This is a genomic window from Arthrobacter sp. Soil_C_60 (genome assembly GCF_057656375.1).
This window is the reverse complement of record NZ_JBDGKM010000001.1, coordinates 210,824-230,972: the sequence shown is the minus strand read 5'-3', so window position 1 is coordinate 230,972 and position 20,149 is coordinate 210,824. Positions and strand designations below refer to the sequence as shown.

The window sequence follows — 20,149 nt, the reverse complement described above, 5'->3', positions numbered from 1 at the left end:
TCACTCCGCCTTGGCGGCCTCGAGCTCCTCCCCCAGCCGGTCGACCAGGGTCAGCATGTAGGTCCGGGTGACGTGGTTGAAGTCGCGGTAGAGCATGACGTTACCGATGACCATCGGGCAGGAATCCGCGCCGCAGAACTTGTCCGAGAGGTCGACCACCCGGGCCCGTGGCGCCAGGGCGGCTGCCTCGCGGGTAATGTCCTTGCCGTCGAAGCCCTCCGCCCGCGGCTGGCTGCAGCGCTCGGGCTCGCCATAGTGCAGGTCCACGCAGTCCCGCGGGTCCGCTCCCGGCCGCGGTGCCGGCGTGTCCACGATCGGATAGACATCGATTCCGGCATCGGCCAGCGTGTTCCAGTATCCGGCCATGCCCGCAACTCCAGGCCGGTGGCCGGTAGCCGTGTCCTCGAAGACCGAGGAGGAGAAGTAGGACGTGAGGACCGCATCCACATCGCCCCGGTCGGCCAGCCGCTGAAGGGTCTGCGCGTTGGGTTCGGTGCAGACGGATTTGCCCTCGGCCTCGAGCACCCGCCGCTCCGGCGTGAACGGGCATGAGTTGTGGATGTAGGTGACCAGGTTCCAGCCACGCTCCTTAGCCAGGACGTCCAGGGCGGGCGCCCATTGCCCCGCATGGGAGTCTCCCACCAGCGCAACGGTGGGTCCGCCGTCGTTCTTGCGGTAGTCGTATTCGCACTCCGGCGTCTCGGCGTCGCGCTGCTGCGCCACGCAGTCGCCGAAGTCGAACTCGTCCTCCACCGCCTTGTTCGGATCCGGCACGATGGCTTCGTTTGCGCCGGCGAAGCTTTTATCGGCGCCGGCGTCCATCGCCTTCGCGCCGAATTGCGACGGCGGGGCCTCCAGCAACTGCTGCGTCTGCACTGCGCGCTCGGCCACCAGCTGCTCGCGCTGCTGCCCGGGGGCCAGCGCGAGCGTCCCGATCAGGCCCATGGCCACAACGCCGGCGCCGATGGGACGCCACGGATGCGCCGACAGCCAGCCAGCCTTGCGGACCGGGGTCTCGATGAAGTAGTAGCTCGCCGCCGCCAGTCCCAGTGAGGCCGCCAGCAGGAGCAGGCTCTCCCACGGGCCCGGCGGCCGGTCCGCGAGGGTGCGGTAGTACACCACCAGCGGCCAGTGCCAGAGGTAGAGGGAGTAGGAAACGTTCCCCAGCCACTGCACGGGCCTGCGGTCGATGACGGTGTGCAGCGACGCGGCGCCGGTGGTGCGGCCGGCGGCGATGACGGCCATGGTCCCGAGCACGGGCAGCAGCGCGGCAGCACCGGGGAAGGGGGTGGCGCCGCTGAAGGCCAGGCCAGCGGCAAGAATGGCGGCAGCTCCGGCCAGCGCCAGGACCTTGCGGGTGCGCAGCCAGCGGTCTGTGTAGGTCAGGGTCGCCGCGAGCAGCCCGCCGAGGGCGAGTTCCCAGATCCGGGTGGGGGTGATGAAGTACGCAGCCGGACTACCCGTGGCCGTAAACCAGATACTGAAGACCAGCGACGCCGCTGCAACCACGGCGAAGACCGGCACCACGGCACGCAGTTGTCGCCCGTGTTTTCCGCGCCAGCGCCGGCCGAGCGCCACGGCAAGCAGCATCAGCAGCGGCCAGAACAGGTAGAACTGTTCCTCCACGGCCAGCGACCAGAAGTGCTGCAGCGGCGTGGCGCTGTTGCCGGCTGCCATGTAGTCGGTGGAGTCGGCGGCGAGCACCCAGTTCTGCGTGTAGAACGTGGAGGCCAGCGCCTGCGAACCGATCCTGCCCCATTGGGTCGCCGGGCTCAGCAGGAAGGTGGCCAGGCAGACCGCTGCGATGGTCACCAGGGCCGCGGGCAGGATGCGCCGGGCCCGCGCCGCCCAGAATGCGGACAGCGAGAGTCTGCCCGTCCGCCGGACCTCGCGCAGCATGTGCCCGGTGATCAGGAACCCGGAGATGACGAAGAAGACATCGACGCCGACAAATCCGCCGGGCAGCCAGCCGGGCTGCAGGTGGTAGATCACCACGAGGAGCACGGCAAGGGCGCGCAGGGCCTGGACTTCGGGCAGGAATTTCCGCCGCTGCGGCTTGGCAGCGGGCTGCTCTCCCCCGGTTTCGGCGGCTTGTCTGGTCAATTCAGGCATAGACAGCCAATATAACAAAAAGATAACAGGCAGGAGCCGGGCGAGGTCCGGATCGCCGGCGGAACGGCATTGGATTCCGCCGGCGGCAGAAAACCGCCGGTAAAAATCCGGCGGCAGAAAGTTAGTGCTGGGCGCGCAGGGCGTCGGTGATCTTGGCGGAGACTGCCTGGAGTTTGGGCAGCGCCTCGAAGACGGCCTGGTCCAGGTCCGTGCCGTCGGCCAGCGAGGCCTGCATGGACATGTTCAGTGCGGCGACCACCGTGCCGTCCGGCTGGAGGATCGGGACGGCCACGGAACGCAGCCCGTTTTCGAGCTCCTGGTCCACCAGCGCCCAGCCCTGCGTGCGGACTTTGTCCAGTTCGGTGCGGAGCCTCCCGGGGTCGCTGATGGTCCGCGGGGTGAGTGGCTTGAGCTCTGCCCGGGACAGGTACTCGTCCAGCTGGTCGGCCGGCAGCCCGGCGAGCAGCACCCGTCCCATCGAGGTGGCGTAGGCCGGGAACCGGGTGCCCACCGTAATGCCGACCGTCATGATCCGCCTGGTATGGATGCGTGCGATGTAGACGATGTCGTCGCCGTCGAGAATCGAAGCCGAGCTGGATTCGTGCAGTTCCTCGGAGAGCTCTTCGAGCAGCGGCTGCACCAATTGGGGAAGGGACTGCCCGGCCAGGTAGGAGTATCCGAGCTGCAGCACCAGAGCCGTCAGCTCGAACACCCGCCCGTCCGTCCGCACGTACCCCAGGTCAACCAGGGTGTGCAGGAAACGGCGGGCCGTGGCGCGGGTCAGTCCCGTTCGTTTGGAGACCTCGCTGAGGGTCATGCTGATGTGATCGGCGTCGAAGGCACGGATCACGGCAAGGCCGCGGGCGAGCGACTGGACGAACTGGTCGCCCGGCAGTTTGGTCTCGGTCATCATTCCCTACTGCGCGGTGCGCAGGTCAGTTGCGGTTATTCGGCCGGAAGCAGCTTCACTTCCATCTTGGCCTGCAGTTTCTCAATGGTGGTTCCGAAGGTTTCGCGCACGCGGACGCCATCCTTCGTAATCAGGAATACAGCCTCATTAGTGTATATCCGGGTCACGCAGTTCACGCCCGTCACCGGGTACGTGCATTCCGGAACCAGCTTGGACTGGCCGTCCTTGGTGAACAGGGACATCATCACGTAGACGTCCTTGGCACCCGTGGCCAGGTCCATGGCCCCGCCCACGGCCGGAATGGCGTCCGGGGCGCCGGTGTGCCAGTTGGCCAGGTCGCCGGTGGCGGAGACCTGGAAGGCCCCGAGCACACAGACATCCAGGTGGCCGCCGCGCATGATGGCGAACGAGTCAGCGTGGTGGAAGTAGGACGCCCCGGGCAGTTCCGTGACCGGAATCTTGCCCGCGTTGATCAGGTCTTCGTCGATCTCGTCGCCCTGGGCTACCGGACCCATGCCCAGCATGCCGTTCTCGGTGTGCAGGGTGATGTCCTGCTCCGGGGTCAGGTAGTTCGAGACCAGCGTCGGCTGGCCGATGCCCAGGTTCACAAAGGATCCGGGCTTGATGTCCTTGGCTACAAGTTGGGCCAGCTCGTCGCGGCCGATTTTCTCGCTCACTTGCTTACCTTCTGTTCTGCCGCGGCGGTTGCAGGCGCCGCAATCTTGACGACGGTGTCCACGTAGATGCCCGGGGTGACAACCACCTCGGGATCCAGCTGCCCGGTTTCCACGATCTCGGAAACCTGCACAATGGACTTCTTGGCGGCGGCTGCCATGATCGGGCCGAAGTTGCGGGCGGTCTTGCGGTAGACCAGATTGCCCGTCTTGTCCGACTTCAGGGCCTTGATCAGCGCGAAGTCGGCGTGGATCGGCGTCTCGTAGACGTAGCCCCGGCCGTCGATCTCGCGGGTTTCCTTGCCCTCGGCGAGCATGGTGCCGTAGCCGGTGGGCGTGAAGAAACCGCCGATGCCGGCCCAGGCGGCACGGATGCGCTCCGCCAGGTTGCCCTGCGGCACCAGTTCCAGCTCGATTTCGCCGGCCCGGTAGGCCGCGTCGAAGTGCCAGGAATCGGACTGCCGCGGGAAGGAGCAGATGATCTTCTTGACCCGGCGTTCCTTGATCAGCAGCGCCAGGCCGGCGTCGGCCTGGCCCGCGTTGTTGTTGACCACGGTCAGGTCCTTCGCGCCGCATTCGAGCAGCGCGTCGATCAGCTCCATCGGCTGGCCGGCGTTACCGAAGCCGCCGATCAGCACGGTGGCGCCGTCATAAACGCCCGCCACCGCTTCCTGGGCTGTTTGTGCAATGTTGAGCATGCTCAAGCCTCTCTTGATTACTTACTTGGCGTTGACGTTTTCAAGCACGACGGCGAGGCCCTGGCCCACACCGATGCAGATTGCGGCCACGCCCCAGCGCTGGCCGCTGGCCTGCAGACGGCGGGCCAGGGTGCCGAGAATGCGGATGCCGGAGGCGCCCAGCGGGTGGCCGATGGCCACGGCGCCGCCCCAGGCATTGACGATCGCCGGGTCGATGTCCCAGGCGTCGATGCACGCCAGCGACTGCGCGGCGAAGGCCTCATTGAGTTCGACGGCGGCAACGTCGCCCCAGCTGATGCCGGCGCGCTTGAGGGCCTGGTTGGCGGCCTCGACCGGCGCGAACCCGAAGAACTGCGGTTCCAGTGCGGCGGCGCCGCGGCCGGCGATGCGGGCCAGCGGTTCCATGCCGAGCACCTCGGCGCCGGCTTCGCTGCCCAGCAGGGCCGCGGAGGCGCCGTCGTTAAGCGGTGAGGCGTTGCCGGCGGTCACGGTGCCGCCCTCGGGGCCGTCGCCGACCGGGCGGAACACGGTCTTCAGGCCAGCCAGGACGTCCGATGTACTGGTGGGGCGGATGCTCTCGTCCCGCGTGAGGTCGGTGCCGGGAACGGGAACCACGAGGTTCCCGTACTTGCCCTCGTTCCAGGCGGCGTCGGCCAGCTTGTGCGAGGCGGCGGCGAATTCGTCCTGGCGTTCGCGGCTGATGCCATGGCGTTCGCGCATCTGCTCGGTGGCCTCGCCCAGCGAGACAGTCCATTCCTTGGGCATGTTCTTGTTCACCAGGCGCCAGCCGAGCGTGGTGGAAGCCAGCGTCATGTCGCCGGCCGGGTAAGGCTTGGCGGTCTTGGGCAGCACCCAGGGGGCGCGGCTCATGGACTCGACGCCGCCGATGAGCGTGACGTCGGCTTCACCGGCATTGATCTGGCGGGAGGCGATGATGGCTGCGTCCAGGCTGGAGCCGCAGAGGCGGTTCACCGTGGTCCCCGGGATGGAGGTGGGCAGGCCCGCCAGCAGGGTGGCCATGCGGGCCACGTTGCGGTTTTCTTCGCCGGCACCGTTGGCGTTGCCGAAGATGACTTCGTCGATGCGCTCCGGGTCCAGGCCGGGCGCCCGCGCTACGGAGGCCTTGACTACCTCGGCGGCCAGATCGTCAGGCCTGACGCCTGCCAATCCACCGCCGAATTTACCGAAGGGGGTGCGGATAGCGTCATAGAGGTACGCCTGGTTCACTACGGGCTCCTTAGACCGCGGCCCTTCGCTCGGGGCGCGGATTCAGTCCCGGCCCCGGCCGCGCAGCCTTACTCAGGATGTGCGGCCGGGCCGGATGAAGTGCTGAAAAAGTTCTCGCCTCTGTCCGCCGGCTGGCCACCGGAACGGTGTTCGCTTCACGAACAGATGTACGTGATATGAACTATAGCTACTTCGCGTGATCCTCGTCAAGGGTGGCGAACACGCCCTGGGCCACCTTGAAGGCGACATTGGCAGCGGGAACACTGCAGTAAATGGCGGACTGGAGGATGACTTCCTTGATCTCGTCCCGGGTCATGCCGTTGGTCAGCGCCGCCCGCACATGCATGGCCAACTCCTCCCAGTAGCCGTTGGCGATCATGGCGGTCAGCGTGATGGCGCTGCGGGTGGTCCGCGGCAGCCCTTCGCGGGTCCAGATGGTCCCCCAGGCGTAGCGCGTGATCAGTTCCTGGAACTCCTGGGTGAATTCGTCGATCGAGCTGTTGGCCCGGTCCACGTGCGCATCGCCGAGCACTTCGCGGCGTACCTTCATGCCGCCGTCGTACACGTCCTGCTGGGTCTGGGCCGGATCGAATGTCGGGGTTGTTTCGCTCACCGGTGGTGCTCCTTGTTGGCTTGGTGGTGGTGGTTCTCTTCAGGTGGCTTGGCTTTGGTGCTAGCCGGCGAGGAAGAATTCGCGCAGCAGCTTGGCCGTTTCCTCCGGCGCCTCCAGCGGCGCCTGGTGGGCTGCCGAATCGACGACGGCGGCGCGTCCCTTGCGTACGCCGGCCGCCGTTGCTTCGGCGAAGGGCGGCGGGCAGACCTCGTCCTGGCCGCCGGCAATCGCCAGCACCGGGGTGGAGATTTCGCCGAGCTGCCCGCGCACGTCGAAGCCGGCCAGCGCCTCGCAGCAGTGCGCGTAGGCAAAGCGGTCCGCGTCCTGCAGGGTGTGCAGCAGGCGGGTGGTGGCTTCCGCGTTCTTCTCGATGAAGCCCGGGGCGAACCAGCGCTGCGCCGATCCGGTCACCATGGTGGGCGTCCCGGACGCCCGCACGGTCTCTGCGCGGTCCAGCCAGGACTGCGGTTCGCCGATCTTGGCGCCCGAGCAGATGACGCCGATGCCGGCGAAGAACTCCGGGTAGTCCAGTCCGAGCTGCAGCCCCAGGGCGCCGCCTAGCGAGACGCCGGCGTAATAGATCTTCTGTTCCGCGGCGATGTCGCCAGCCGCGCGCAGCTTCTCCACCGCATTGACGACGCCGGAGGCGAGCTCGGCCACGGTGAAGGTTTCGGTGGAGGCGGGGCTGGCTCCGTGGCCGGGCAGGTCCACGCCGACTACCTGGAAGTCATCCAGGAACGGCACGGTGTCGATCCACAGGGCCTTGGTGCCTGTGCCGAGGCCGGCGCCGGCGATCAGGACCGGCTTGCCGCGGCCCTCGGACAGCAGCGTGGGGGTGATCTGGGGAATGGTCATGCTTGGCTCCAATCTGAAAAATGTTCAATGATCCGGGTGATCAGTTCATTGCTTTGGCCCAGATAGCCGGCCGGGTCCAGCAGCGCCTGCAGATCCGCATCCGGCAGCTTGTCCTCCGGCACGGCACCGCGCAGCAGCTGCGCGAACGGTGTTCCGCCGGAGAGGGACTCGTTGACCAGCGTCTGCACCTTGGGCTTGCCCGATCCGGGCACGCCCTCGTCCAGCAGCGGGGCGACGGTGGCCATGATCTTCTCGCTGACGACCAGTGGACCGGTGATGGCCAGGTTGTCCTGCATCCGGTCCGCGTGCACCACCAGGCCGTCCGCGAGTTCGGCCAGCTTGGCGGCCGCTCCCCCGGCCAGGCGCAGCAGCTGGCGCAGGGCCTGCCACTCCACATGCCAGGAACCATCCGGCCGTTCGTCGATGGCTCCCGCCGCGGCGGCCTGGACCTGGGCCAGGTGGCCCGGCGCGGCCAGGGCTGCACTGCGGATCAGGACGGAGAGCACCGGGTTCTGCTTCTGCGGCATGGCCGAGGAAACCCCGCGCCCTTCCGCCCGGGGTTCGGAGAGTTCGCCGAATTCGGGGCGGCTGAGCAGCAGCACGTCGTTGGCCACCTTGCCCGCAGCGGCGAGCACATCGGCCAGGGATGCGGCCAGCGCGGTGACCGGCAGCCGGTTGGTCTGCCACGGCGCCACCGGATCGGCCAGCCCCAGACGTTCGGCGAGCTGCGCCGCCAAAGCCAGCGCCCCGCCGTCGTTGTTTGCGGATTTGTTTTGGGGACCCTTGGCGGCCACGGAGGTCAGCGCCGCCATGGTTCCGGCAGCGCCGCCCCACTGCAGCGGCAGCCTGCCGGCCACCTCGGACAGCTGCACACCGGCTTGTCCGATGCCGGAGAGCCAGTTCGCGGCCTTGAGCCCGAACGTGCTCGGCAGCGAGTGCTGGGTCAGCGTGCGTGCCACCGTGACCGTGCGACGGTGCGTGTCGGCCAGCCGCGCCAGCGCCGAAGCGGCGGTCTTCAGGTCCGCGAGAATGACGTCGAGGGTGCGGTTGGCCATCAGCAGCAGGGCGCTGTCCAGGATGTCCTGGCTGGTGGCGCCCTTGTGGATCGCCGCCGCGGCCGCGGGTGAGGACTCCTTCACCCGTGCGCGCAGGTCGCCGAGCAGTGGGATGACGGGGTTGCCGCCGCCCTGGGCGCGTTCGGCCAGCGACGCCGCATCGTACTGTTCGGCGGTGGAGGCCGCTTCGACCGCGTGGATGAGTCCGGCGTCGATATAGCCGGCATCGGCGAGGACGCGGACCCATTCGAGTTCGACGTCGAGCATGGCCTGGATGAACTGGTAATCACTGGTTAAACGGGACGCTGCTGTCCCGGCCGTAGCCGGGGACAGCAGCCCGAAATCAGCGTTATCCGCTGGATTCATGTGTAGTTATGCTCCCGGGTAGCTCAGGAAGACCGTCTCGTTTTCACCCTGCAGGCGGATGTCGAAATACAGGTCTCCGTTGGCCTCGCGCGTGGCGATCAGGGTCTTGCGGCGCTCCTCCGGCAGCGAGGAAAGCAGCGGATCCTTGGCCAAGGCCTCGGTGTCTTCGGGCAGGTAGATGCGGGTGTGCAGCTTGTTCAGCAGGCCGCGGGCGAAAACCACCAGCGAGATGAACGGGGCTTTGCCCTCCTGGGTGGCGCCCGGGTTGACCGTGGTGAAGGTGTAGTGGCCTTCGTTGTCCACCGCCACACGGCCGAAGCCGGTGAAGGTGTGGTCGTCGCGTACCAGCGAGCCGGTCTCACGGGAAATGACACCGCTTTCGTCGGCCTGCCAGATTTCCAGCAGGGCGTCCGGGATGGGTGCGCCCTGGCCGTCGTAGACCACGCCGTGCAGCCGGATGGAGCCTGGGTGCGCCCGGTGGACCAACTGGCTGTCCTTCTCGTACGGCAGCGCATAACCGTAGAACGGGCCGATGGTCTGGCCGGGGGTTGCTACAAGCTGTGTGGAGTTCTGCGTCATTACTCTGCGTCCTCGTCTTCCATCCAGGTGCGGTTGCTGCCGGAGAGCACAATGTCCCAGGTGTAGCCGGTGGCCCACTCGTGGCTGGTGACATTGTGGTCGTAGGTGGCGACCAGGCGGTCGCGGGCCTTCTGGTCCGTGATGGACTGGTAGATCGGATCCAGGGAAAAGAGCGGATCGCCCGGGAAGTACATCTGCGTGATCATGCGCTGGGTGAAGTCGGTACCGAACAGCGAGAAGTGGATGTGCGCCGGGCGCCACGCGTTGTGGTGGTTCTTCCACGGGTACGGTGCCGGCTTGATGGTGGTGAACTCGTACGAGCCGTCGTCACCGGTCAGGCAGCGGCCGACGCCGGTGAAGTTCGGATCGATCGGGGCCGGATGCTGGTCGCGCTTGTGGATGTAGCGGCCGGCGGCGTTGGCCTGCCAGATTTCCACCAGCTGGTTGCGGACCGGCCGGCCGGCGCCGTCGAGCACTTTGCCTCGGACCACGATGCGCTCACCGAGGGGCTCGCCGTTGTGCTGGATGGTCAGGTCCGCCTCCAGCGCGTGCACGTCGCGGTGACCGAAGGCGGGCGACCACAGTTCGATGGTCTCCGGATCCGCGTGGTGCAGGTCCTTCGTGGGGTGGCGCAGCACGGAGCTGCGGTACGGGGCGAAGTCGATCCGCGGCTGCGTTTCCTCCGGCTTCCCCTCGGCCTTGCCCTGCTGGTACTCATCGTGGATCTTGGTGATCTGGTTGGTGATGAAGTCCTGGCTGTCAGCGGCTGCGTCGGAATCAATCACGGCGCTGTCATTTTCGATCACGTGGCTCTCGTCAAACGTCTCGTCGGTATTTGCTGTCATGGTCGCGCTCCTCTCTTAAGGTGCTTGTGGATGGTGATTAGCTGTGCGGCCAGCCCGTGTAGGACTCGGCAAGGTACTGCTGCCCGTAGCGCGAACTGGTCACGGTCTCCAGCTCCCCGAGCGCGCGTTTGAGCGAGAACGGATCCGCGTTCGGCGAGGTGTGCAGCATGGAGGTCATCCAGTAGGAGAAGTTCTGCGCCTTCCAGACGCGCTTGAGCGCCAGGTCCGAGTACCCCTGCAGCAGCGCGTCATCCTTGGTGGAGTAGAAGGAGTCGATCGCCTCGAAGAGGACCTTCACATCGGCCAGCGCGAGGTTCAGGCCCTTGGCACCGGTGGGCGGAACGGTGTGGCCGGCGTCGCCGACCAGGAACATGCGCCCGTGGCTCAGCGGTTCGCGGACGAAGGAGCGGAAGCCCAGCACCGTCTTGTCGAAGATCGGGCCGGTCTTCAGCTGGAACCCGTCCGGTCCGTCCACGCGCTTCTGCAGCTCGGTCCAGATCCGGTCATCGCTCCACTGGTTGACGTCCTCGTCCGGGCTGCATTGGAAGTACATGCGCTGGACGGTCTCGCTCCGCTGGGAGATCAGCGCGAAGCCGTGCGGGGAGTTGGCGTAGATCAGTTCCGGGGCGCTCTTCGGTGCTTCGGCGAGGATGCCGAACCAGGCGAAAGGGTATTCGGTCTTGTAGTCCTGGGTGCCGGGAACGGCGCGGCGGCAGAAGCTGCGGGAGCCGTCTGCGCCCACGAGGATGTCGCAGTGGACCTCGATCGTGGCGCCGTCCTTGTCGGAGAAACGGAACTTCGGGGTCTCGGTTTCCAGGTCAAACACCTCGGTGACCTCGGATTCGTAACGTACGTCGCCGCCGTCGCGCTTGCGCGCCGCAGCCAGATCGACGAATACTTCGTTCTGCGCGTACAGGGTGACGGTGGCGTCAACCAGATCGCGGAAGTCCAACGGGTGCGACTCGCCGTTAAACCGCAGATCGATGCCGGCATGCTCGTCGCCCTCGGTCAGCACGCGGCCGTCCACGCCGGTATCGGTGAGGAGCTTGACCGAGCCTGCCTCAAGAATGCCTGCGCGATGGGTGTGGGTGATCGTGTCATGGTCACGGGATTCAACCACAATGTTCTCGACGCCGCTCTTCGCCAGCAGGTGCGAGAGCAAAAGACCGGCCGGGCCGCCGCCGACAATCCCGACCTGGGTCTTGATGATCTGAGCATTGGCAGCCATAGAGAATCTCCTCGAGGAATGTGGGGCACGTCTTGAACCAGTGTGACTGCGGCGACAGCGTTCCCGCGCCCCCGTTCGCATTGAATGAGAATTACGACAGGCCGTTAGTCCGGCAGTTCCCCCACTGCGCGGGCGATGCCACGGGCCCCGGCCATCAGCACCGGAACGATCGCGGTCAGGTTTTCCAGGCCGAGCGGCAGTACCACGCCGATCGCGGCGATGGCCTGCCCGTGCTTGCCCAGAACGGGAACGGCCAGGCCGGTGGTGTCGGTGTCCACCCGGCCATCGAAGGCGGCATAGCCGCGCTTGCGGATGTCCGCCAGATGCCGGCGGAAGTCGAAGGAAACCGCGTCCACCACGGCGACCGCTTCGGGGTGCCGGGCGAGGTAGGATTCCTGCACATGGTTGGGGGCATAGGCCAGCAGCACCATGCCCATCGCCGTGCGGTGTACCGGCATCCGGCCGGCGATTTTGGCCTGGTTGACCACCGATCCCCTGCTCGAGAGCCGCTCGATGATCAGTACTTCATCGTCTTTGAGGACGGCCAGCTGGGTGTGCTGGCGGACCACGGACTGGATGTCTTCCATAAAGGGCATGGCTGCCTGGCGCAGATCGAGCGCCGGCGAGCTGCGGTTGGCCAGCTCCCACAGCCGCAGGCCGAGCCGGACCTCCCCCGACGGCTCCCGGCTCAGCAGTTCATGACGGGCCATTTCGTCCACCAGCCGGTAGGTGGTGGCCAGCGGCACCTCGGCACGCCGCGACAGGGTGGCCACGCTCATGGACGACCGGGTGGCATCGAAAGCGCTGAGGATGCGTACAAACCGCTCCAGCATGGAGTCACCCGAACGCGAATTGGCCATGGCAACAGGTTCTCACAACAGCCGGTTCCCGCGGGAACGTCCCTGCCGGTACACCGGCTCTCGTGCAAGGGACGATCTCGGAGCCACGGAACGATCTCGCGTTCAAGAGCCACGGCCGGGAGCCCCGGGCCGGGCGGCCCTTGGCCTCAAAACCCGGAAGCGGCTCCGCGGTTAAACGCAGAACACCCCTTGCGCCCGTTTCCGGGTACAAGGGGTGTTCTGTTGCTACGTGCCTAGAGGCCCCGGGGTGGCGGCATTGCCGGCACGCCCGGGTCCGGTTCCTAGCGGTAGTCGTTGCCCATGTCGTAGTCATCCAGCGGGATGGCGTGGAACTCGGGGGTCAGACCGCCGTCGACACCGGGGTAATCGAAGTCGCTGAACGCGCTCGGGCCGGTGAACAGGTTGGCCTTTGCTTCCTCAGTCGGTTCAACGGTGACGTTGTTGTAGCGGTCCAGGCCGGTACCGGCCGGGATCAGCTTACCGATGATGACGTTCTCCTTCAGACCCAGCAGCGGATCCGACTTGCCTTCCATGGCCGCCTGCGTCAGGACGCGGGTGGTCTCCTGGAAGGAAGCCGCGGACAGCCACGACTCGGTCGCCAGCGAGGCCTTGGTGATACCCATGAGCTCGTCACGGCCGTTGGCCGGGGTCTTGCCCTCGGATACCGCCTTGCGGTTCTCCTTCTGGAAGCGGCTGCGCTCTGCCAGTTCGCCCGGCAGCAGATCCGTTTCACCGGATTCGATGACGGTCACGCGGCGGAGCATCTGGCGGACGATAACCTCGACGTGCTTGTCGTGGATACCAACACCCTGGCTGCGGTACACCAGCTGGACCTCGTCTACCAGGAACTTCTGTGCCTGGCGCGGGCCGAGGATACGCAGAACCTGCTTCGGGTCGATGGCACCGACAACCAGCTGCTGGCCGACCTCGACGTGCTGGCCGTCTTCGACCAGCAGACGCGCACGGCGCAGCACCGGGTAGGCGATTTCCTCGGAGCCGTCATCCGGAGTGACGATGAGGCGCATCTGGCGCTCCCCGTCCTCGATGGTGACACGGCCGGCAACCTCGGAGATCGGAGCAACACCCTTGGGGGTACGTGCTTCGAAGAGCTCCTGGATACGCGGCAGACCCTGGGTGATATCGCCTGCAGAGGCAACACCACCGGTGTGGAAGGTACGCATGGTCAGCTGGGTACCGGGCTCACCGATGGACTGTGCCGCGATGATGCCGACGGCCTCGCCGATGTCCACGGTCTTGCCCGTGGCCAGGGAGCGGCCGTAGCACAGTGCACAGGTACCGACGGCGGACTCACAGGTGAGTACGGAGCGGACCTTGATATCGGTGATGCCGGCGTCGAACAGCTCGCGGATGAGCACGTCGCCCACGTCGGAACCGCCCGCAGCCAGTACCTTGCCGTCGGCGTCAACGACGTCGGTGGCGAGGGTACGTGCGTAAGCCGAGTTCTCCACGTCCTCATGCAGGTGCAGCTCGCCGTTGGCGTCCGCTACTGCAATCGGGGTGTTCAGGCCGCGCTCGGTACCGCAGTCCTCTTCGCGGACGATGACGTCCTGGGACACGTCCACCAGACGACGGGTCAGGTAACCCGAGTTGGCGGTACGCAGAGCGGTATCGGCAAGACCCTTACGGGCACCGTGGGTAGCGATGAAGTATTCCAGAACCGACAGGCCCTCGCGGTAGGAGGACTTGATCGGACGCGGGATGATTTCACCCTTCGGGTTAGCCACCAGACCACGGATACCGGCAATCTGGCGGACCTGCAGCCAGTTACCACGTGCACCCGAAGACACCATGCGGTTGATGGTGTTCTCCTTGGTCATGTTCTTGCGCATCGCGTCGGCAACCTCGTTGGTGGCCTTGTTCCAGATGTCGATCAGTTCCTGGCGGCGCTCGTCATCCGCAATCAGGCCCTTGCCGTACTGGGACTCAACCTTGGCAGCCTGCGCTTCGTAGCCCTCCATAATGGCGGGCTTCTCGGCCGGTGCCTCGATGTCCGAGATAGCCACGGTTACACCGGAGCGGGTAGCCCAGTAGAAACCGGCATCCTTCAGGTTGTCCAGCGTTGACGCCGTAACAACCTTCGGGTAGCGCTCGGCCAGATCGTTGACGATCGTGGAGAGCTGGCCCTTGTCCGCAACCTTCTCTACCCAGGGGTAGTCATCGGGCAGCGTCTGGTTGAAGATGACCTGGCCCAGCGATGTCTCGAGGAGCACCGGCTGGCCGTCTTCCCAACCTTCCGGAGCCGGCTGGTCCGGGCTGGGCACGTACCCGGTGGAGATCCGGATCTTGACCACGGAGTTCAGGTGCAGTTCCCCGGCGTCGAACGCCATGATGGCTTCGGCCGGCGAGGTGAACACGCGGCCTTCGCCTGCTGAACCTTCGCGCTTGGTCGTCAGGTGGTGCAGACCGATGATCATATCCTGCGAGGGCAGGGTGACCGGACGGCCGTCCGACGGCTTCAGGATGTTGTTCGAGGACAGCATCAGGATGCGGGCTTCAGCCTGCGCTTCGGGGCTCAGCGGCAGGTGGACTGCCATCTGGTCGCCGTCGAAGTCAGCGTTGAACGCGCCACAAACCAGCGGGTGCAGCTGGAGAGCCTTACCTTCAACGAGCTGCGGCTCGAAGGCCTGGATGCCCAGGCGGTGCAGGGTTGGTGCACGGTTCAGCAGGACGGGGTGCTCGGTGATGATCTCTTCGAGCACGTCCCAAACCTGCGGACGGTAACGCTCCACCATGCGCTTGGCGCTCTTGATGTTCTGCGCGTGGTTGAGGTCAACCAGGCGCTTCATCACGAACGGCTTGAAGAGCTCCAGCGCCATCTGCTTGGGCAGACCACACTGGTGCAGCTTCAGCTGCGGGCCGACAACAATGACCGAACGGCCGGAGTAGTCAACGCGCTTACCCAGCAGGTTCTGACGGAAACGTCCCTGCTTGCCCTTGAGCATGTCGGACAGCGACTTCAGCGGACGGTTGCCCGGTCCGGTGACCGGACGGCCGCGGCGGCCGTTGTCGAACAGCGAGTCAACAGCTTCCTGAAGCATGCGCTTTTCGTTGTTCACGATGATCTCGGGGGCACCGAGATCCAGCAGGCGCTTCAGGCGGTTGTTGCGGTTGATCACGCGGCGGTACAGGTCGTTCAGGTCCGAGGTGGCGAAACGGCCACCGTCGAGCTGGACCATCGGGCGCAGTTCCGGCGGGATCACCGGGACGGCGTCCAGCACCATGCCCAGCGGGCTGTTGGTGGTGGTCAGGAACGCGTTGACAACCTTCAGGCGCTTCAGGGCACGCGTCTTGCGCTGGCCCTTGCCGTTCTTGATGGTGTCGCGCAGGGACTCTGCCTCGGCAACCATGTCGAAGGTTTCCAGGCGCTTCTTGATCGACTCGGCACCCATGGAGCCCTCGAAGTACAGACCGTAGCGGTCGCGCAGTTCGCGGTACAGGCCCTCGTCACCTTCGAGGTCGGCGACCTTGAGGTTCTTGAAGCGGTCCCAGACCTGCTCGAGGCGCTCGATGTCGGCATCCGCGCGCTTGCGGACATTGGCCATCTGGCGGTCGGCGGAGTCGCGGGCCTTCTTCTTCTCTGGTGCCTTGGCGCCTTCGCCCTCGAGACGGGCAAGCTCGTCTTCCAGGTCGCGGGCGATCGCGGCGATGTCCGAGTCGCGGGTGTCGGAGAGCTGCTTCTTCTCCAGGTCGTGTTCGGCCTGCAGGTTCGGCAGTTCTTCGTGGCGGCGCTCTTCGTCCACGCTGGTGATCATGTAGGCGGCGAAGTAGATGACCTTTTCGAGGTCCTTCGGTGCCAGGTCAAGGAGGTAGCCCAGACGGGAGGGCACGCCCTTGAAGTACCAGATGTGCGTGACAGGTGCGGCCAGTTCGATGTGGCCCATGCGCTCACGGCGTACCTTGGCGCGGGTGACCTCAACGCCACAACGCTCGCAGATGATGCCCTTGAAGCGCACGCGCTTGTACTTACCGCAGTAGCATTCCCAGTCCCGGGACGGGCCGAAGATCTTCTCGCAGAAGAGTCCGTCCTTCTCGGGCTTGAGGGTGCGGTAGTTGATGGTTTCCGGCTTCTTGACCTCGCCGTAAGACCAGTCGCGGATTTCTTCCGCGGTGGCAAGGCCAATTCGCATGAGGCCGAAGGAGGATTCGCTGGACATATGGTCCCTGTTCTCTCTTGTTCTCTAAATCTGAATGTCTTGTGTCGGGTACGGAAAGAGGTACGACGGCGGCAGCCGGCACGGGTTCCGAAGGTTCCGTGCCAGCCCGCTCATCTAGACCTCTTCGACGGAGCTGGGCTCTGCACGGGACAGATCGATACCCAGTTCCTCCGCGGCCCGGAAGACTTCTTCATCCGAGTCACGCATTTCAATCGTGGTGCCGTCGGTGGAAAGGACTTCCACGTTCAGGCACAGCGACTGCATTTCCTTGATCAAGACCTTGAAGGACTCCGGAACACCCGGTTCGGGGATGTTCTCGCCCTTGACAATGGCTTCGTAGACCTTGACGCGGCCGTGGATGTCATCGGACTTGATGGTCAGGAGTTCCTGCAGGGTGTACGCGGCACCGTAGGCTTCCAGAGCCCACACTTCCATCTCACCGAAGCGCTGGCCACCGAACTGGGCCTTACCACCAAGCGGCTGCTGGGTGATCATGGAGTACGGACCGGTGGAGCGTGCGTGGATCTTGTCGTCGACAAGGTGGTGCAGCTTCAGGATGTACATGTAGCCCACGGAGATCGGGTCCGGGAACGGCTCGCCGGAGCGGCCGTCGAACAGACGCGCCTTGCCGGAGGAACCGATCAGGCGTTCGCCGTCGCGGGTCACGTTGGTCGAGTCCAGCAGGCCGGTGATCTCATGCTCGGAAGCACCGTCGAATACCGGGGTGGCCACGGTGGTGGAACCGCTTTCGCGGGGCAGGTTCGGCAGGTTCTTGACCCAATCCGGGTCCCCTTCGATGGTCCAGCCCTGCTTGGCGACCCAGCCAAGGTGGACTTCCAGTACCTGTCCGACGTTCATACGGCCCGGAACACCCAGCGGGTTCAGGACGATGTCGACCGGAGTACCGTCTTCCATGAACGGCATGTCCTCGATCGGCAGGATCTTGGAGATGACGCCCTTGTTGCCGTGGCGGCCGGCGAGCTTGTCGCCGTCGGTGATCTTACGCTTCTGTGCCACGTAGACGCGGACCAGCTGGTTCACGCCCGGGGGCAGTTCGTCGTCGTTGTCGCGCTCGAAGATGCGCACGCCGATGACCGTACCGGACTCGCCGTGCGGAACCTTCAGCGACGTGTCGCGGACTTCGCGGGACTTCTCACCGAAGATGGCGCGCAGCAGGCGCTCTTCCGGAGTCAGCTCGGTTTCACCCTTCGGGGTCACACGGCCAACCAGGATGTCTCCCGCTTCAACCTCGGCACCGATGTGGATGATGCCGCGCTCGTCCAGCTGGGAGAGGACCTCTTCGCTCACGTTGGGGATGTCGCGGGTGATTTCCTCGGCACCAAGCTTGGTGTCGCGGGCGTCAACCTCGTGCTCCTCGATGTGGATGGAGGTCAGCACGTCGTCGGAGACGATGCGCTGGCTCAGGATGATCGCATCCTCGTAGTTGTGGCCTTCCCAGGACATGAACGCAACGAGCAGGTTCTTGCCCAGAGCCAGTTCGCCCTGGTCCGTGGAGGGACCGTCGGCGATGATGCTCTTGACCTCAACCCGCTGGCCTTCGGCAACCAGCACGCGCTGGTTGTAGGCGTTGCCCTGGTTGGAGCGCGCGAACTTCATGATCGGGTAGTGCGTTTCGGTGCCGTCGTCGTTCAAGGTAGTGACCATGTCAGCCGAAACCTCGGTGACCACACCGGCCTTCGCGGCAACCACGGAGTCACCTGCGTCAACAGCGGCGTAGCGCTCCATGCCGGTACCGACCAGCGGAGCTTCCGAACGCAGCAGCGGCACAGCCTGGCGCTGCATGTTCGCACCCATGAGGGCGCGGTTGGCGTCGTCGTGCTCGAGGAACGGGATCAGGGCGGTTGCCACGGACACCATCTGGCGCGGGGAAACGTCCATGTAGTCGATCTCGGTCGGCTCGGTCAGGATCGGCTCGCCGCCGCCACCGCGTTCGCGGCAGAGGACCAGCTCTTCGGAGAAGCGGTTGTCCTCGTCCAGCGGCGCGTTGGCCTGGGCGATCACGGCCTCGATCTCGTCATCCGCGGTCAGGTAGTCGATCTGGTCGGTGACCAGGCCGTCCACGACCTTGCGGTACGGGGTCTCGATGAAGCCGAAGGCGTTGATGCGGCCGTAGGAAGCCAGCGAACCGATCAGGCCGATGTTCGGGCCTTCAGGGGTTTCGATGGGGCACATACGTCCGTAGTGCGACGGGTGGACGTCACGGACTTCCATGCCTGCACGGTCACGGGACAGACCACCCGGGCCCAGCGCGGACAGACGACGCTTGTGCGTCAGGCCGGCCAGCGGGTTGTTTTGGTCCATGAACTGGGACAGCTGGGAGGTTCCGAAGAACTCCTTGATGGCTGCCACAACGGGACGGATGTTGATCAGGGTCTGCGGAGTGATGGCCTCCACGTCCTGGGTGGTCATCCGCTCGCGGACGACACGCTCCATGCGGGAAAGACCGGTGCGGACCTGGTTCTCGATCAGTTCGCCGACGGCGCGGATGCGGCGGTTGCCGAAGTGGTCGATGTCGTCGACCTCGACGCGGATCTCGTGGTCCTCGCCGTCGCGCTTGCCCGAGATGGACTTCTCGCCGGCGTGCAGGGCTACGAGGAACTTGATCATGGCGACAATGTCGTCATTGTTCAGAACCGATGCATCCGGATCATCCAGCGGCTTGTCGATGCCCAGCTTGCGGTTGATCTTGTAGCGGCCAACCTTGGCCAGATCGTAGCGCTTCGGGTTGAAGTAGAGGTTGTCCAGCAGGGACTGGGCAGCTTCCACCGTGGGCGGCTCGCCCGGACGGAGCTTGCGGTAGATATCCAGGAGTGCGTCTTCCTGGGTCTCGGTGGTGTCCTTCTCCAGCGTGGCGCGGATGGAGTCGTACTCGCCGAAGGTCTCCAGGATCTGGCCTTCGGTCCAGCCGAGGGCCTTCAGCAGGACGGTGACGGACTGCTTGCGCTTGCGGTCGAGGCGTACGCCGACCTGGTCGCGCTTGTCGATCTCCAGCTCGAACCATGCACCGCGGGACGGGATGATCTTGGCGGTGAAGATGTCCTTGTCACTGGTCTTGTCGGCGGAACGCTCGAAGTAGGCGCCCGGGGAACGGACCAGCTGGGAGACGACAACACGCTCGGTGCCGTTGATGACGAAGGTACCCTTGTCGGTCATCAGCGGGAAGTCGCCCATGAACACGGTCTGCTGCTTAATTTCGCCCGTGTTGTTGTTCATGAACTCCGCCTTGACGTACAGCGGAGCGGAATAGGTGGCGTCGCGGTCCTTGCACTCCGCCATCGTGTACTTCGGATCAGCGAACTCCGGCTCGGAGAAGCTCAGGGACATGGTGCCCTGGAAGTCCTCGATCGGGGAGATCTCTTCGAAGATGTCCGCCAGACCCGACGTGGTGGCCATGCCCTTCTGGCCTTCGGCCAGCGCCTGCTGAAGGCGGGTCTTCCAGCGCTCGTTGCCGACCAGCCAATCGAAGCTGTGGGTCTGCAGGGCGAGAAGATTGGGAACGTCCAGAGGTTCGTGAATCTTAGCGAATGAGATCCTGCGGGTGGCGCCATCGTTCGATGAAGCGTCAAGCAGGCTGTTAGCGGTATCAGTATTAGAGGTGCTCGAGGCGACCAAGAGAGGGATCCTTCCACAGACCTTCAGGCTTGTACGCGCTTCCGCACTACCGGCATCATGAGATGCCAAGCACAACCAGACCGGATCCGCTATATGATCCAGGCCCGCCCGGATTCCTGTTAAATACAGGAAGGCGTGGCAAAGCCCACCGCTATATGAAGGCTGAAGGTTAAGAGGGAAGACGCAGATTTATACTCTACGCCACGTCCCCTAAATTGTCCAGCAGGCAGAGTATCCCCTTGCCTGTCTGCGCCGGTGAACTGCCTCCGGCGTGTCGGGCCGCGGAAGCCGAATCGTAATCTCCGGCCCCGGCCCTGCT

Annotated in this window: 14 protein-coding genes; all 14 read right to left on the bottom strand. The window is 65.3% G+C overall.

Annotation, left to right across the window (positions count from 1 at the left end; translation table 11 throughout):
* Positions 1-2,112: an acyltransferase family protein gene (locus tag AC3A4M_RS01135; RefSeq protein WP_498733323.1), complete on the bottom strand. Its 2,112-nt coding sequence runs from the start codon at positions 2,110-2,112 to the stop codon at positions 1-3.
* A gap of 121 nt (positions 2,113-2,233) precedes the next feature.
* A complete protein-coding gene (locus AC3A4M_RS01130; RefSeq protein WP_498733321.1) occupies positions 2,234-3,022 on the bottom strand; it encodes an IclR family transcriptional regulator domain-containing protein in 789 nt (262 codons plus the stop codon).
* A 35-nt stretch (positions 3,023-3,057) separates the two neighbouring features.
* Positions 3,058-3,699 carry a 3-oxoacid CoA-transferase subunit B gene (locus AC3A4M_RS01125; protein WP_498733319.1) on the bottom strand — a complete coding sequence of 214 codons (642 nt, stop codon included), beginning with the start codon at positions 3,697-3,699 and terminating at the stop codon, positions 3,058-3,060.
* Entirely contained in the window at positions 3,696-4,394 is a 699-nt protein-coding gene (locus AC3A4M_RS01120; RefSeq protein ID WP_498733317.1) for a 3-oxoacid CoA-transferase subunit A, read from the bottom strand. The genes AC3A4M_RS01125 and AC3A4M_RS01120 overlap by 4 nt, the downstream gene beginning before the upstream one ends.
* A gap of 21 nt (positions 4,395-4,415) precedes the next feature.
* Complete coding sequence (locus AC3A4M_RS01115; RefSeq protein ID WP_498733315.1) at positions 4,416-5,621, bottom strand: thiolase family protein; 1,206 nt, start codon at positions 5,619-5,621, stop codon at positions 4,416-4,418.
* A 187-nt stretch (positions 5,622-5,808) separates the two neighbouring features.
* Entirely contained in the window at positions 5,809-6,234 is a 426-nt protein-coding gene (gene pcaC, locus AC3A4M_RS01110; RefSeq protein ID WP_498733313.1) for a 4-carboxymuconolactone decarboxylase, read from the bottom strand.
* A gap of 60 nt (positions 6,235-6,294) precedes the next feature.
* Positions 6,295-7,089, bottom strand: a complete 795-nt coding sequence (locus AC3A4M_RS01105; RefSeq protein ID WP_498733311.1) for an alpha/beta fold hydrolase — start codon at positions 7,087-7,089, stop codon at positions 6,295-6,297.
* Positions 7,086-8,510, bottom strand: coding sequence for a lyase family protein (locus AC3A4M_RS01100; protein ID WP_498733309.1), 1,425 nt, complete (start codon positions 8,508-8,510; stop codon positions 7,086-7,088). Before AC3A4M_RS01100 ends, AC3A4M_RS01105 begins: the two co-directional genes overlap by 4 nt.
* 6 nt (positions 8,511-8,516) lie before the next feature.
* Positions 8,517-9,089, bottom strand: a complete 573-nt coding sequence (pcaG, locus tag AC3A4M_RS01095) for a protocatechuate 3,4-dioxygenase subunit alpha (RefSeq protein ID WP_498731094.1) — start codon at positions 9,087-9,089, stop codon at positions 8,517-8,519.
* The gene (gene pcaH, locus AC3A4M_RS01090; RefSeq protein ID WP_139005728.1) at positions 9,089-9,934 is read right to left on the bottom strand and encodes a protocatechuate 3,4-dioxygenase subunit beta; all 846 of its coding nucleotides are present in this window, start codon (positions 9,932-9,934) and stop codon (positions 9,089-9,091) included. The genes pcaG and pcaH overlap by 1 nt, the downstream gene beginning before the upstream one ends.
* Positions 9,935-9,971: 37 nt before the next feature.
* Positions 9,972-11,162: a 4-hydroxybenzoate 3-monooxygenase gene (locus AC3A4M_RS01085; protein WP_498733307.1), complete on the bottom strand. Its 1,191-nt coding sequence runs from the start codon at positions 11,160-11,162 to the stop codon at positions 9,972-9,974.
* A 104-nt stretch (positions 11,163-11,266) separates the two neighbouring features.
* On the bottom strand, positions 11,267-12,022 hold the full coding sequence (locus tag AC3A4M_RS01080) for an IclR family transcriptional regulator (RefSeq protein WP_498733305.1): 756 nt from the start codon (positions 12,020-12,022) through the stop codon (positions 11,267-11,269).
* 281 nt (positions 12,023-12,303) lie between these two features.
* Positions 12,304-16,197 (bottom strand): DNA-directed RNA polymerase subunit beta', encoded by a 3,894-nt coding sequence (locus AC3A4M_RS01075; RefSeq protein ID WP_498733303.1) that lies wholly within the window; start codon positions 16,195-16,197, stop codon positions 12,304-12,306.
* A 114-nt stretch (positions 16,198-16,311) separates the two neighbouring features.
* Positions 16,312-19,830, bottom strand: a complete 3,519-nt coding sequence (gene rpoB / locus AC3A4M_RS01070) for a DNA-directed RNA polymerase subunit beta (protein ID WP_498733301.1) — start codon at positions 19,828-19,830, stop codon at positions 16,312-16,314.
* Positions 19,831-20,149: the final 319 nt, after the last annotated feature.

Bases quoted from the DNA above. Each gene is read 5' to 3' on its own strand.
- AC3A4M_RS01135 (WP_498733323.1), bottom strand. From the start codon at position 2,112: ATGCCTGAATTGACCAGACAAGCCGCCGAAACCGGGGGAGAGCAGCCC.
- AC3A4M_RS01130 (WP_498733321.1), bottom strand. From the start codon at position 3,022: ATGACCGAGACCAAACTGCCGGGCGACCAGTTCGTCCAGTCGCTCGCC.
- AC3A4M_RS01120 (WP_498733317.1), bottom strand. From the start codon at position 4,394: ATGCTCAACATTGCACAAACAGCCCAGGAAGCGGTGGCGGGCGTTTAT.
- AC3A4M_RS01105 (WP_498733311.1), bottom strand. From the start codon at position 7,089: ATGACCATTCCCCAGATCACCCCCACGCTGCTGTCCGAGGGCCGCGGC.
- AC3A4M_RS01100 (WP_498733309.1), bottom strand. From the start codon at position 8,510: ATGAATCCAGCGGATAACGCTGATTTCGGGCTGCTGTCCCCGGCTACG.
- pcaG (WP_498731094.1), bottom strand. From the start codon at position 9,089: ATGACGCAGAACTCCACACAGCTTGTAGCAACCCCCGGCCAGACCATC.
- pcaH (WP_139005728.1), bottom strand. From the start codon at position 9,934: ATGACAGCAAATACCGACGAGACGTTTGACGAGAGCCACGTGATCGAA.
- AC3A4M_RS01085 (WP_498733307.1), bottom strand. From the start codon at position 11,162: ATGGCTGCCAATGCTCAGATCATCAAGACCCAGGTCGGGATTGTCGGC.
- AC3A4M_RS01080 (WP_498733305.1), bottom strand. From the start codon at position 12,022: ATGGCCAATTCGCGTTCGGGTGACTCCATGCTGGAGCGGTTTGTACGC.
- AC3A4M_RS01075 (WP_498733303.1), bottom strand. From the start codon at position 16,197: ATGTCCAGCGAATCCTCCTTCGGCCTCATGCGAATTGGCCTTGCCACC.